This window comes from Cetobacterium sp. NK01 (genome assembly GCF_024506395.1).
GTDB lineage: Bacteria > Fusobacteriota > Fusobacteriia > Fusobacteriales > Fusobacteriaceae > Cetobacterium_A > Cetobacterium_A somerae_A.
This window is the reverse complement of the sequence record NZ_JANIBO010000002.1, coordinates 285,574-299,790: the sequence shown is the minus strand read 5'-3', so window position 1 is coordinate 299,790 and position 14,217 is coordinate 285,574. Positions and strand designations below refer to the sequence as shown.

The following is a 14,217-nucleotide window of genomic DNA, read 5'->3' as shown; positions in this document are numbered from 1 at the left end:
CTATTCTTTAATTTTTAATGTAAATATTGAGTATTTATTAAAAAAATATAATGAACAAAAATAAAGTAAAATAAAAGAAGATAAAAATCTGCATACAAAAAGAGCAATCATTATAGCAATTTGATATTTTATAGCAATAATAGGTAGGGATCCCCCTAAAATTTGACCAGTCATCATACCAGGAAGAGAAACTAATCCAACATTTGCCATAGTAGCAACAGAAGGTTTAAAAGCTAAAGTTATGGCATTTGCTATAAAAGGCTTTAGTGCTTCAAATTTAGTAGCTCCAAATGATAAAGATAGAAGATATCTTTCTTCGTTAAGTTTTAAATTATTTAAAAAGTCATTTATAGTTACAATCATTCCATTTAAGGTATTTCCTAAAATCATACCAGAGATTGGTATTAAATATAATGCATCAAGAGGATTTTTTAAATGTAGTAAAAGCTCTGAAAATATAAACATATTAAGGATTAAAGGAATAATAGTAGATACAGCAACAATTATATAAAATTTACCATCTCTTATTTTAACGTCTCTCACAATTGTAAAAGTACATGCGAAAGTCATAAGAGCCAAATACACTAAATTAATCCATGAATTATTGAGTGTTAAAATATAATGTAGATAAACACCGACTAACATAAGTTGGATAAACATTCTAAGAATAGATTTTATAACATTAGAAATCATATTTATTTCAAGATAACTCATAATAAAGAAGATAGGGATTAAAAAAATAGCAAAATAAAGTAGATTAGGTAGAAATATATCTTGTGCCATTAAAGAATCACCGTCCTAAAATTATTTAAAGATTCTGTTTTATCATGAGAAACCAGGAGAACCGTTTTATCAGTTTTTAATATATAGTTAGTAACTTTTTGTTTCATATCTTGATCTAGAGAAGAAGTGATTTCATCTAAGATCCATATTTTTCTATCTAATAAAATAAGAATAACAAAAGCCAAACGTTGTTTTTCACCTCCAGAAAGCTGAGTTATATCTTTAGATAAAATACTTGAATCTAGATCAAATTCCTTTAAAATTTTAATGAGTTTAACCATTTCAAAATTGATATTTAAATTTTGTTTATAATTAAAAATAGTATTTATTAATTTTTCAACCTTTGTATTTAAAAAAGGTGTAGATTGAGGCATATAAGCAATTTTGCTTCTAATATTATTAATATTTTTTTCGTTTAATTTTATATTATCAACGAAGATATTTCCAGAGTTAGGAAGAGTAAAACCTAGTAGTGTTTTTAGAAGCGTGGTTTTTCCTTTACCAGAAGCACCAGAAATAAGAATTTTTTCGCCTTTTTTTATATTTAAATTAAAATTTTCTAAAATAATTTTATTATTAAACTTAATACTAATATTTTGGAATATAATCATACAGTCCTCCTTAAAACTTTATAGGGATTTTATCATATAAATCAAGGAAAGACCACAATAAATTTGTATATAAAAATAGGGAGAGTTAAAGATAAGGAGGTTGTTTGTATGATGGGACGAATATTAGATTAGAGGATGTAAAAAATTTTGAAAAAAAACTGTTAAAACATGGAAAAATACTGTCATTAAAACCTAAGGAAGAGATAATAAATAAGTTTTTTTTAGAAAAAGGCCATAATATAGAGCATTTAAAAATAGAATATAAAAATGATGATGAAAATTTTGATATTATTGCAAAAGATAGTGTAATAAAACTCATGAAAAGTTTAAGAGAAAAAGAGCGGTTTATAGGAATTTGGGCTTTGGATACACTTTTACATTTAGATCGTTTAGATTTATATTATGTTTTGAATAGATTTTATCAAGTTTTAGTTGAAAAAGGATTAATATATCTTTCTTTTAGGTTTGGAGAGCAAGATTTTTTTAAAGAAGGAAAATGGCATACATGTTTCACAGAGAAAGAACTTGTTGATTTAGTAGGATTTACTGATTTTGATATTTTAGAGGTAGAAAATAAAAATGAGTATATCAATGTGATACTAAAAAAATAAAAAATATTATAAATAAAAATTCAGTCTATTTTATTAGACTGAATTTTTATTTTACACTGTAATATCTAAAGTTTAGAAGGATTTTCAACTTCGTTTAAATCAGCTTTAATTTTTTTTATAAAATTAATAGTTCCCCAAAATAAAGGAAAATTTTTAGTAGGAACATTTACTTCTGTACTATTACTTTCTAAACTATCATCTTGAGGAGAAGGTAAAGTAGCTCCAAGAGCCGAGAAAATAAAACCTAAAGAAAAACTAGTTAAAAATATTCCTAATATAGTTTCTAAAACACAAAGTAATCTAATGTAAGCATTTAATGGTGATATGCTACCTGATCCAACAGTAGTTAAACTACCAAGACTTATATATAAGTAATTTAAAAAATTTTCTAAGTTAAAAATAGAAGGTTTATCTACTCCTATAAAAAGATTGTTTTGAGCCATTAAATTTAAAATATAATAAAATGATCCAAAAGCTAAACCTAAGGTAATATAAGTTAAAAAAGTAGTTAATATATCTAAACCTTTTATTTGTCGTTTTTTATTTATTAACATAATAAATTGTTTTGAAACTATAATCATTATTAATGACATAGAAACTAATATTGATATAATATGTAGAAACTTTATAATAAAGCTTCCTAAAAAAATGTTTAGAAAAATATAATCTATTCCTCCTAAAATTGGAATTAATAGTATAAAATACAAAATTAAGAAGATAGAGAAAATAGCATGATTACTTAAAAATTTTTTAAATTTAGATCTGAAAAAATAAGCAAAAGGATAAATAATAAAAAACATTGAAATAACCATAATAAAACTACTAACAATAAATTGTCTAGAGCTATTTATTGTATTTGAAGTATAAAGTTCCCATGCTGTAAATAAAATAGAAAGTATTAAAGAGAAAGTTCTTATTTGCTCTTTTTTTAAATCATTTAAACTCTTGATATTTTTAAAGGTTTTAAGGTAATTTATTAATTTTGTGAAAAAAGTTTTATAGTTTATCATAATTTGTGTATCCTCCCAAAAAAACATTTTCTACTGAAAACTTACTGAAAGAAATTTAATTTCCTTTAAAAGAACAAATAAAAATATTTGACAAAAATGTTAAACAGGAATAAACTTAGGAAGTAATGAAACTTAACAAATTAATTCAAAGGGGGACAAAAAATGTCAAATGAAAAAAAAGATAACTTAATATTAAAATTGATATTTGGAGTTATCGCAGGTTTAATTATTGGTTTATTTTCTAGTGAGTCTGTAATAGGTATAATACAGACTATAAAGTTTATACTAGGACAAATAATTTCTTTTACAGTACCACTTATTATTTTAGGTTTTATAGCACCAGCTATAACAAAAATGAAATCAAATGCAAGTAAAATGCTTATAGCAATGCTAATATTAGCGTATTTGTCATCTTTGGGTGCTGCGATATTTTCAATGCTTTCAGGATATATGATAATTCCTATGCTTAATATTTTAACGGTAGCTCATGGTTTAAAAACATTGCCGCCAATGTTATTTAAATTAAATATTCCACCTGTTTTATCAGTAATGTCAGCTTTAGTGTTAGCATTGTTTTTAGGATTAGCTATTGTTTGGACAAACTCAAAAAAATTAGAGGCAGCATTAGATGAGTTTAATAATGTAATTTTATCAATTGTATATAGAATAATAATACCAATACTACCATTTTTTATAACATCAACTTTTGCAACATTAGCTTATGAAGGTAGTATAACAAAACAATTACCTGTTTTCTTAAAAGTTGTTATAATTGTTTTAGTAGGACACTTTATTTGGTTGTCTATACTTTATAGTATAGGAGGTGCAGTTTCTAAGCAAAATCCATTAACTCTTTTAAAAGCTTATGGTCCAGCGTATTTAACTGCAGTTGGGACTATGTCTTCAGCAGCAACTTTACCAGTGGCTCTTTCTTGTGCTAAAAAATCTCAAGCACTAGATGAAGATATTGCTAATTTTGCAATTCCTTTAGGAGCAACTGTTCATTTATGTGGTTCTGTGTTAACAGAGGTATTTTTCGTAATGACAGTATCTCAAGTTTTATATGGAACTCTGCCTTCGGTAGGAACAATGGTTTTATTTGTAGTTTTATTAGGAATATTTGCGATAGGAGCACCTGGAGTTCCTGGTGGAACAGTTATGGCTTCTCTTGGAATAATATCATCTGTTTTAGGTTTTGATGATACTGGAATTGCATTGATGCTTACAATATTTGCTTTGCAGGATAGTTTTGGAACTGCATGTAATGTTGTTGGAGATGGAGCGTTAGCATTGATACTAAATGGAATCTTTAAAAAAGATAAAGCTTTACAAAAACAAAATTAAAATAAAAAACTCTCCTTACTTGTAAAAGGAGAGTTTTTTTTATATAATATTCTAATTACTATTTTGTGGAGGAGAAGATGTATAAGAGTTATTCTTTTGAAGAAATAAAGAGTAAAATAAATGAAGTTGAGCAGTTGGATAAAGAGTTTTTTTTATATGAAAATGGGATTTATGTAACATTAGAAATTAAGAATGAGATTGTTGCTTATGCTGTATTAGAAAAAAATTTGAATAGCTACAGATTAAAAAGAATTTTCGTAAAAAAAGATGAGAGATTTAAATCATATGGTAGAAAATTATTATCTTTTATAATTAACAAGAAAATAAAAAAGGGAAGCTTGATTGTAGAAAATAAAGATTTTCTTTCTGGATTTTTATTGAAAACAGGATTTAAAAAAATGGAAAATGGCGAGTTTATAATTGAAGATGTAGAAAATAAAAATTTAAGAAAAAAAGAAGGGCAAAAAACTGTAATAGCTTCAATATTCTGGAATATAGTTTTAGCTACAACTAAAATTAGTTTTGGATATATAGGAAAATCTAGAGCTTTATTAGCAGATGGATTTAACTCGTTGTCAGATGTAGTAACTTCAAGTGGAATTTTACTAGGAATTCATTTTAGTAATATTCCAGAAGATGAAGATCATCCTTTTGGACATGAGAAAATAGAAAGTGTAATAGGAGTTATAATGGGAATTTTTATGATTCTTACTGCTTTTGAACTTGGAAAAGGAGGCGTTGAAATTCTATTTTCAGGAGAAAAAAGAGAAGTTCCAGAAATGCTAACGGTATATTTTGCTTTATTTTCATCAGTAGTTAAATACTTTATGTATAGGCAAAAAATAAGGGTAGGATTAGAAACAGAAAATAGTGCATTGATAGCAGATGCTAAAGATAGCAGAAATGATATTTTTGCTTCTTTAGGTGTTGTACTTGGAATTTTGTTATCTATATATATAAATCCGATATTTGATTTGTTGATAAGTATATTAGTTGCTATTTTAATATTTAAAGAAGGGGTTAGTGTAATTTTAGAAACTACAGATACAATTTTAGATAAACAAGATGTAGAATTTGTGACAGATATAAAAAAATATATTTACGAAAATACAGATATAAAAAATGTTCATGATATAATGATGAGAAAATCAGGTGATAAAATATTTTTAGAGTTCCATATTAGAGTTCCAAAAGATATGAGTGTTTATAAAGCTCATAAAATATCTGACGATTTAGAAAATTCTATAAAAGAGGATTTTCCATTAGTTAAAAGTATAACAATTCATTTAGATTGTTTATTGGATTAAAAAAACCTACTTAATTAAAAGTAGGTTTTTTTATACATCGTCATATTTTTCAAAATTATTATGTCTTAACATTGTTTGAACTTTTTTTATATAAGCACCTTTCAACTCTGAATAATTAGTTAATCCGGATGCGATTTTTTCAGGTGGTTCACCAGCATGAACCTTAGTTCTAAGAGACTTATATGCATTAACTCTAGAAAGAGTTAGAACAAAATCTTTAACAGAGTCTTTAATAGAATCATACTCTTTATAAGTACGGTTTGTATGTTTATAGGCATTCATACCAAAAAGATTATTTTTCTCTCTAAAAACTTTTGATGTTCCCCAACCACTTTCAATTGCAGCTTGCGAAAGAATAAGTGAAGTAGGATATTTTATCATTCTTTTTTTTAGTTCAGACCAATTATATGCTGAAACTTTATAAGCTTTAAAAATTCTATCTAATTCTTTTTTTTCCTCAGAAGTATGAGAATTTTTTCTAGATAAGGCATTTATAATAGATATATCTCTATCAATTTCCTTATTAACTATTTCAATACTAGGCAGGAGCATTGAAATAAAAACTTCTTTTCGATTACGTATACTTAATTTTTTTAAGTCTAATCCATCTAAAGAGTAAACGTGATTTTCAGTAGGTTTATTCTCTAAATCTCTCAATGTTTTAACTTCTATAGTTTCGTATTTAATTTCATGAGGAATATGAAAATCCACATTAATAGAGAATGTAAAAGATGAATAAAGGAAAAAAATTAGCATACTAATAACAAATTTTTTTACCATAACTTCTCCTTTATCAATAGTTATATTTTTTATATACGTTAGATTATACATTAAGATATGTTAAAAATCAATAAAAAATTTACACAATACAAAAGGTGTAGTATAATAAAACGATATAAATAATAAAATAAAAGCAGGAGAGGACAAAGATGTTAGAACAAAAAAAATCATTGTTTTCTATAACTATTCCAATATTTTTAGAATTATTATTGGTTACTGTTGTAGGAAATGTTGATACAATTATGCTTGGAAGATTTAGCGATAAGGCAGTTGGATCGGTTGGTGGAATGAGTCAAGTTTTGTTAATTCAAAATACCATTCTTAGTTTTATATGTTTAGGAACGACAATACTTATGGCACAATTTATAGGTGCAAAAAATCATAAATCCACAAAAGAGGTAATAGCAGCGTCTTTATTGATGAATCTTTTTATAGGGATTGTTTTAGGATTTATATATTTTATTGGATGGGAATGGATTTTAATAAAAATAAAATTACCATTAAATTTACGAGAAATAGGAATGGATTATTTTAAATTAGTTGGAGGTCTTTGTGTTTTTCAAGCGATATCTTTAACTAATGGTGCAATTTTAAAAAGTTATGGAAATACTAAACCGATGTTATTTATAAATGTTGGAGTTAATTTATTGAACATATTAGGTAATGGAATGTTTATTTTTGGATGGTTGGGAGCTCCTATTCTAGGAGTCACTGGAGTTGGCTTATCAACAGTTTTTTCAAGATTTATAGGTGCAATAATATCCTTGATAGTTATGACAAATTATTGTAAATTTAAAATGGAAGATTTAAATAAATTTACTTTAGAAAAAGTAAAGAAAATTTTATCTATTGGAATACCTACAGCAGGAGAACACTTAACTTGGAGTTTAACACAAGTTATAATATTGGCTATGGTTAATACTATGGGAACAATAGAGATAACGGCAAGAACATATTTGGCATTAGTGTCGTCCTTTATTATGATTTTTTCAATTGCATTAGGGCATGGAACAGCTATTCAAGTTGGACAGCTTGTAGGGGCAGGAGATAAAGAAAAGGCTTATAATCAATGTATGAAGAGCCTAACATTATCTTTTATGGCAGCAACACTAGTATCGATTCTAGTTTATATATTTAGATTTAAAATAATGGAATTATTTACTAAAGATATGGAAGTTGTAAAGGCTACTGCTAAGGTATTCCCTTGGTTGATTTTTATAGAGACTGGTAGAACTTTTAATATTGTTGTTATAAATGCTTTGCATGCAGCAGGAGATATAAAATTTCCAATGGCAATGGGATGTTTTGTGATGTTAGGAGTAGCAGCACCATTATCTTGGTTGTTAGGTATAAGGTTGGAAATGGCATTGGCAGGAATATGGATTGCTAATGGAACAGATGAATGGATAAGAGGATTTGCTATGTTATGGCGTTGGAAAACAAAAAAATGGATGAATAAAAGTTTTGTATAAAACGGATTAATTAATCCGTTTTTTTATTTTTATAAATTTAAATAAAGGTAATTATATAAAATAAAAGTATCTACTATTAAAATAGAGATTATGGAGGCGAGGAAGTTATGTATTCAAAAGAAGATATGATGCTATGGTCTATGATGAATTCGATGGTTGTAAATATTGGAAAAATTGAGATTTTAGCTTTTTCACCTGACTTTTTATTTAAAGTTTTTAAAAATTCAAGTGAGATGGGCATTAATGTTTTTAAAGAAGATTATAAAAAAGTTTTAGAAATAATAGAGGTATTAAAAGAAGGAGTAGAAAAAGAAAAAATAAAGAATTTTTTCGGAGATTTTAAACTTATGAAAAATTTAAAAAATCAAATAGAAAATGAAAAAAAAGTTATGGTAGAAAATGAAATAGATGTAATTACATATTTTTGTCCAGGCTATCCTAATAAATTAAGAGAATGTAAAAATCCTCCGTTTGTATTGTATTGTAAAGGAAATAAATTAGAAATTCATGAACTTAATAGCTCTATATCTATTGTAGGGACTAGAAATCCACAAGAAGAAGGGGTAGTTCAATTTACTGAAATGTTAATAAAAGATTTAAAAAATGAATTAAAATACAATATAAGTGGCTTGGCTTTGGGATGTGATACTATTGGTCATAAAATAACTTTAGAATATGGTATAAAAAATATAGCTGTATTAGGCCAAGGGTTAGGAACTGAAATTTACCCGAAAGAAAATTATGGTTTAGCTCAAGAAATAGTAAGGAAAGGAGGAGTTTTAATATCTGAAATACCACCTAGCTTAGGAGTTAAAGGCGTATTTCTTCTTCGAAGAAATAGATTACAAGCCTATCTGACAAATGAATTACTAGTTTTGGAAAGTGGAAAAAAAGGTGGAACTATAACAACATTGAAAGCTGCCTTTTTAGAGAAAAGAAGAGTATATGTAAGAAATATTAAAATAAATCATACTATGTTTAATATGAGAAATATAACTAAAGTAACTTTTATAAGTTCATATTCAGATATTAATTTAATAAAAACTTTAACAAGTAAGCCAAATACTCTTTTTACTTTTGAATTTTCTTAAGATATAATAAAGTAAAAGTATAAGGAGGAATTATGAAAATTGAATTATTAGATGGAGCTATGGGAACAACTATATCTAATATATATAAAAATCAAGAAAAATGTAAAGAAAAAGTAAATTTGACCAATCCAGAAATTATTCTAGAGATTCATAAAAAGTATAGTGAAGTTGGAGCGGATTATTTAAAAGCAAATACATTTAATTGTTCTAGAAAAGCTTTGGAAAATTATGGTGAAAATCCTAAAGAAGCATATAAATATGCAGTTTTAGGAGGAAAGCTTTGTAAAGAAATTTCTAAAAAATATAAAAAGAAAAGTATAGGAACTCTTTGCATTGGAGATATAGATCAAATAGATGGAATTATAGATAGTGGTGTAGATATAATCATGATTGAAACTATATATGATATGCAGAAAGGATTGGAAACACTTGGGTTATTAAGAAGAAGATTATGTTTAAAAAAAATTAATAAACCTATAATGTTGTCATTTGCGGTGAATGGAGAGGGTAATATTTATTCTGGTGAAAATATTTTAAATATTTATAAAAAGTTTTTAAGTACAGATGTAATGTCTTTAGGAATTAATTGTTCAGAGTTTTCTCAAGATATTTTTAAAATTTTAAAAAAATTAAAGCGAGATACAAATTTAAAAATATCTTTTCATCCAAATTCAGATGGCGATGTCCAAAAATTTTTAGGAAATATAACTAAATTAATAAATGAAAATATAGTAGACATTGTTGGTGGTTGTTGTGGAACTGATTTTAATCATATAAAAAGATTGAAGGGAGTTATAGAATCTTTGGAAAATAAAAATGGTGTACCTGACGAGAGTTGAACTCATGACCTACTCCTTAGGAGGGAGTTGCTCTATCCAACTGAGCTACAGATACACTTTGTATTTTGAATGTAACATATAAAAACAAAAAAGTCAATCCAAAATAATAAACTAACACTTACTTTTTTTACTTAGGAAAAAAAGTATGGTGTTAGTTTTTTTATGTGCTTGACATTAGTTTTAATCATCCTGTATAATTAACAATATGTTTCATATAATTACAATTTTGGAGGGGTTTTATGAAAAGAGTTTCGGTTTTATTAGGAGCATTAGCTCTTACGACAATGGCATCAGCAGCACCAACAAAAATTGGAGTGACAGTTTATCGTTATGATGATAATTTTATGTCGACAGTTAGACAAAGAATTGAAGAGGTAGCAAAGAACGATAAAAATGTTGAAGTTTTAATGAATGATTCACAAAATGACCAATCTAAGCAAAATGACCAAGTAGACGTTTTAATTGCTAAAGGGGTAGATGCATTAGCAATTAACTTAGTTGACCCAGCAGCAGCTTCAACAATAATCCAAAAAGCTAAAGCTGAAGATATTCCAGTTGTATTTTATAATAAAGAACCGTCTAAAGCGGATATGGAAAGCTATGATAAAGCTTACTATGTAGGAACAGATTCAAAAGAATCAGGAGTTATTCAAGGGGAAGTAATAGCTAAACATTGGGCAGCAAATCCAGCTTGGGACTTAAATAAAGATGGAGTATTACAATACGTTCTTTTAAAAGGAGAGCCTGGACATCCAGACGCAGAAGCTAGAACAACATATGTAACACAAACTTTAAATGAAAAAGGAATAAAAACACAAGAATTACATATGGATACTGGAATGTGGGATGCTGCTATGGCAAAAGATAAGATGGAAGCATGGTTATCAGGTCCAAATGGCGAAAAAATAGAGGTTGTAATTGCAAATAATGATGGAATGGCAATGGGAGCTGTTGAAGCATTAAAAGCTAATGGAAAAGCAAAAACTCCTGTATTTGGAGTAGACGCTTTAGCTGAAGTTTTGGTTATGGTTGAAAATGGAGATGTTGCAGGAACAGTACTTAATGATGGAATGAACCAAGGTCAAGCAACATACGAAATTGCAAAAAATTTAGCTGAAGGAAAAAAACCTACGGAAGGAACAAAGTGGGAATTAAAAGATAAAATATTAAGAGTACCTTATGTAGGAGTAGATAAAGACAATTTAAAAGATTTTAAAAAGTAGTGTGTAGGGGAGGTATGAGCCTCCCTTTCTTTATAAAATATTTAGATTTTAAGGAGTGGGTATGGAAAAATATTTACTAGAAATGACAGAAGTATCAAAGTCTTTTCCCGGAGTAAAAGCTCTAGATAAGGTAAATTTAAAAATAAGACCTCATACAGTTCATGCTTTAATGGGAGAAAATGGAGCTGGGAAGTCAACTTTAATGAAATGTTTATTTGGAATTTATTCAAGAGATGAAGGGAAAGTTTTCTTAGATGGAAAAGAAGTTAATTTTATTTCAGCTAAAGATGCTTTAGAAAATGGTGTATCAATGGTTCACCAAGAACTAAATCAAGTTTTACAAAGAACTGTAATGGACAATGTTTGGTTAGGGAGGTATCCTTTAAAAGGAATATTTGTAGATCATAAAAAGATGTATGAAGATACAAAGAAAATATTTAAAGAGTTGGAAATTGATGTAGATCCAAAAGCGAAAGTTTCAACATTATCTGTATCACAGATGCAAATGGTTGAGATAGCAAAGGCCTTTTCATATAATTCTAAAATAATAGTAATGGATGAGCCTACATCCTCTCTAACAGAAAAGGAAGTTGGACATCTTTTTAAGATTATCAAAAAGCTTACAGATAGAGGTTGTGGTGTTGTATATATATCACATAAAATGGAAGAAATAAAAGAGATTTGTGATGATATAACAATACTAAGAGATGGACAATGGGTTACTACAACTAGTTTAGAAGGATTATCAACTGATGAGATAATAAGTATGATGGTTGGAAGATCTTTAACTCAAAGATTTCCTGAAAAAACAAATATTCCTCAAGAAGTGGTACTTCAAGTAGAAAACTTAACAGCTAAAAATCAACCATCTATAAAAGATATAACATTTGAATTGAAAAAAGGAGAAATCCTTGGAGTAGCAGGATTAGTTGGATCTAAAAGAACAGATATAGTTGAAACTATATTTGGAATTAGAGAAAGAGAAAGTGGAAAAGTAATAATAAATGGAAAAGAAATAGAAAATAAAACTAGTTTAGAAGCTATAAAAAATGGTTTTGCACTTGTAACAGAGGAGAGAAGAGCTACAGGTATTTTTCCTCAGTTAAATATTGAATTTAATTCTTTAATATCTAATATGACTAATTATGAAGGGAAAAATAAAATTTTGAACTCTTCTAAAATGTATGGAGATACGAAATGGGTTATTGATTCAATGAGAGTAAAAACGCCAAACCAAAAAACTCCTATTGGGAATTTATCAGGTGGAAATCAACAAAAAGTAATAATAGGAAGATGGCTTTTAACTAGTCCGGATATACTGATGTTAGATGAACCAACAAGAGGTATAGATGTAGGGGCTAAATATGAAATTTATCAGTTAATGCTAGACTTGGCAAATAAAGGAAAAGGAATAATTATGATTTCTTCTGAAATGCCAGAGCTTTTAGGGGTTACAGATAGAATATTAGTTATGAGTAATGGAAGAGTAGCTGGAATTGTAAATACTCATGAAACAAGTCAAGAAGAGATTTTAAAATTAGCATCATTATATTTATAAGTTAGGGGAGGACAAAATGGAATTTTTTAAAGGTAAAGATACAAAAAAACTTCTATTGGATGGAGGGTTATATTTAGTATTGTTGATACTTATAGCAGGAATAATTATAAAAGAACCATCTTTTCTAAGTTTTAGAAATATGAGAAATATATTAACTCAATCATCAGTTAGAACAATATTAGCTTTAGGAGTAGCTGGAATAATAGTTACTCAAGGAACAGACTTATCTGTAGGAAGACAAGTAGGATTATCAGCAGTAATTTCGGCGACACTATTACAGGCAATGACTAATGTAAATAAAGTATTTCCTAATTTAGATACATTACCAATTCCAGCTGTTATAGTTATAATAGGAATTATAGGAGCATTTGTTGGATTTTTAAATGGATTTGTTGTAGCATACTTAAATGTAACTCCATTTGTTGCAACGCTAGGTTCGATGATTATAATTTATGGTGCAAACTCTTTATATTATGATTATGTTGGAGCTTCACCAATAGCAGGATTCTCAAAGAGTTTTACTAATTTTGCTCAAGGCTATTTTACAATAGCAGGATTTAGATTTAACTATCTGATTATTTATGCAGCATTAGCAGTATTGTTTATATGGATTTTATGGAATAAAACAACTTTTGGAAAAAATTTGTTTGCAGTAGGAGGAAATCCTGAAGCGGCTAAGGTATCAGGAGTAAATGTAAAAAAGACATTAGTGCTAGTTTATACATTATCTGGAATATTCTATGCTTTTGGTGGAATGTTAGAGGCTGGAAGAGTAGGAAGTGCTACAAATAACCTTGGAAATATGTATGAGATGGATGCTATAGCAGCTTGTGTTGTAGGAGGAGTTTCGTTTTCAGGAGGAGTAGGAACAGTTCCAGGAGTATTAATAGGGGTTATAATTTTTACTGTAATAAACTATGGACTAACTTTTATAGGAGTAAATCCATATTGGCAATATATAATAAAAGGATTGATAATAGTTATGGCAGTTGCATTAGATACATTAAAATACGTAAAGAAAAAATAGATATAATGAAAAGAATCTAGAGGAGCATGCCTCTAGATTCTTTTTTAATCTATATATTTGATGGTTTCTTTTAACTCTAAACTTTTTTTTATATTAATAACTCTTTGATTTTTACTTCCACGCCATTTTAAATTTAAATCCTTTTCTTCTATACAAAATTGTCCATCAATTAAGACATCACATAATTCAATAAGGGATAAAAGTTTAGGACTAGCAACAATAGTTTCCCAAGTGAATCCAGACCAAATCCAAATATCTTTTGTTGGAAAGTTTTCTTTAAACTTTTTTAGAAAAGATATAAGAGGCTCAATATTAGTAATGTATGTAGGATCTCCTCCTAATAATGATAAACCTTTAATACTTTTATCGTATTTTTTAAAGTGATTTAAAATTTCGCTTTCAATTTCTTCAGTAAATGGAGAGCCATAGTTTGGATCCCATGTATCTGAGTTAAAACAATCTTTACAATAGTGAGAGCATCCACTAACAAAGAGACTAACTCTAATACCTTCTCCATTTATCATATCTGTATATTTAATACCAGAATAATTCATAATCAAT

The 14,217-nt window shown here is 27.5% G+C and carries 14 protein-coding genes and 1 tRNA gene; 9 read left to right on the top strand and 6 right to left on the bottom strand.

From position 1 onward, the window contains the following. Positions 1 to 783 carry an ABC transporter permease gene (locus tag NON08_RS10595; RefSeq protein ID WP_256691551.1) on the bottom strand — a complete coding sequence of 261 codons (783 nt, stop codon included), beginning with the start codon at positions 781 to 783 and terminating at the stop codon, positions 1 to 3. Further along, entirely contained in the window at positions 783 to 1,394 is a 612-nt protein-coding gene (locus tag NON08_RS10590) for an ATP-binding cassette domain-containing protein (RefSeq protein ID WP_256691549.1), read from the bottom strand. Before NON08_RS10590 ends, NON08_RS10595 begins: the two co-directional genes overlap by 1 nt. 104 nt (positions 1,395 to 1,498) lie before the next feature. Here NON08_RS10590 and NON08_RS10585 point away from each other — a divergent pair, with 104 nt between their 5' ends. After that, positions 1,499 to 2,005, top strand: a complete 507-nt coding sequence (locus tag NON08_RS10585) for a hypothetical protein (protein ID WP_256691548.1) — start codon at positions 1,499 to 1,501, stop codon at positions 2,003 to 2,005. A gap of 65 nt (positions 2,006 to 2,070) precedes the next feature. On the opposite strand, the gene NON08_RS10580 is transcribed toward NON08_RS10585, so the two are convergent. After that, a complete protein-coding gene (locus NON08_RS10580) occupies positions 2,071 to 3,015 on the bottom strand; it encodes a potassium channel family protein (protein ID WP_256691547.1) in 945 nt (314 codons plus the stop codon). A gap of 162 nt (positions 3,016 to 3,177) precedes the next feature. Here NON08_RS10580 and NON08_RS10575 point away from each other — a divergent pair, with 162 nt between their 5' ends. Together NON08_RS10575 and NON08_RS10570 are read left to right on the top strand one after the other, a co-directional pair. Beyond that, on the top strand, positions 3,178 to 4,359 hold the full coding sequence (locus NON08_RS10575; RefSeq protein WP_256691546.1) for a dicarboxylate/amino acid:cation symporter: 1,182 nt from the start codon (positions 3,178 to 3,180) through the stop codon (positions 4,357 to 4,359). A gap of 77 nt (positions 4,360 to 4,436) precedes the next feature. After that, positions 4,437 to 5,666: a cation diffusion facilitator family transporter gene (locus NON08_RS10570; protein WP_256691545.1), complete on the top strand. Its 1,230-nt coding sequence runs from the start codon at positions 4,437 to 4,439 to the stop codon at positions 5,664 to 5,666. A 30-nt stretch (positions 5,667 to 5,696) separates the two neighbouring features. Here NON08_RS10570 and NON08_RS10565 read toward each other — a convergent pair whose 3' ends face one another. After that, positions 5,697 to 6,446, bottom strand: coding sequence for a glucosaminidase domain-containing protein (locus tag NON08_RS10565; RefSeq protein ID WP_256691544.1), 750 nt, complete (start codon positions 6,444 to 6,446; stop codon positions 5,697 to 5,699). Between the two features lie 149 nt (positions 6,447 to 6,595). Here NON08_RS10565 and NON08_RS10560 point away from each other — a divergent pair, with 149 nt between their 5' ends. The 3 genes from NON08_RS10560 (at position 6,596) to NON08_RS10550 (ending at position 9,848) form a co-directional block, all read left to right on the top strand. Continuing rightward, positions 6,596 to 7,918, top strand: a complete 1,323-nt coding sequence (locus NON08_RS10560) for an MATE family efflux transporter (RefSeq protein ID WP_256691543.1) — start codon at positions 6,596 to 6,598, stop codon at positions 7,916 to 7,918. Positions 7,919 to 8,025: 107 nt separating this feature from the next. Further along, on the top strand, positions 8,026 to 9,009 hold the full coding sequence (locus NON08_RS10555; protein ID WP_256691542.1) for a DNA-processing protein DprA: 984 nt from the start codon (positions 8,026 to 8,028) through the stop codon (positions 9,007 to 9,009). Between the two features lie 32 nt (positions 9,010 to 9,041). Continuing rightward, positions 9,042 to 9,848, top strand: coding sequence for a homocysteine S-methyltransferase family protein (locus tag NON08_RS10550; RefSeq protein WP_256691541.1), 807 nt, complete (start codon positions 9,042 to 9,044; stop codon positions 9,846 to 9,848). Here NON08_RS10550 and NON08_RS10545 read toward each other — a convergent pair. Beyond that, positions 9,827 to 9,903 (bottom strand) — tRNA-Arg (locus NON08_RS10545). The two genes, NON08_RS10550 and NON08_RS10545, sit on opposite strands and share 22 nt — an antisense overlap. Positions 9,904 to 10,087: 184 nt before the next feature. On the opposite strand from NON08_RS10545, the gene mglB reads away from it, so the two are divergent. The 3 genes from mglB to mglC all read left to right on the top strand — a co-directional run bounded on the left by mglB (position 10,088) and on the right by mglC (position 13,656). Continuing rightward, on the top strand, positions 10,088 to 11,071 hold the full coding sequence (mglB, locus tag NON08_RS10540) for a galactose/glucose ABC transporter substrate-binding protein MglB (protein ID WP_256691540.1): 984 nt from the start codon (positions 10,088 to 10,090) through the stop codon (positions 11,069 to 11,071). A 61-nt stretch (positions 11,072 to 11,132) separates the two neighbouring features. Further along, the gene (gene mglA / locus NON08_RS10535; protein WP_256691539.1) at positions 11,133 to 12,629 is read left to right on the top strand and encodes a galactose/methyl galactoside ABC transporter ATP-binding protein MglA; all 1,497 of its coding nucleotides are present in this window, start codon (positions 11,133 to 11,135) and stop codon (positions 12,627 to 12,629) included. A gap of 16 nt (positions 12,630 to 12,645) precedes the next feature. Then, complete coding sequence (mglC, locus tag NON08_RS10530; protein ID WP_023049652.1) at positions 12,646 to 13,656, top strand: galactose/methyl galactoside ABC transporter permease MglC; 1,011 nt, start codon at positions 12,646 to 12,648, stop codon at positions 13,654 to 13,656. A gap of 44 nt (positions 13,657 to 13,700) precedes the next feature. Here the strand turns inward: mglC and nrdG are convergent, their stop codons facing one another. Next, entirely contained in the window at positions 13,701 to 14,210 is a 510-nt protein-coding gene (gene nrdG, locus NON08_RS10525; protein ID WP_256691538.1) for an anaerobic ribonucleoside-triphosphate reductase activating protein, read from the bottom strand. Positions 14,211 to 14,217: the final 7 nt, after the last annotated feature.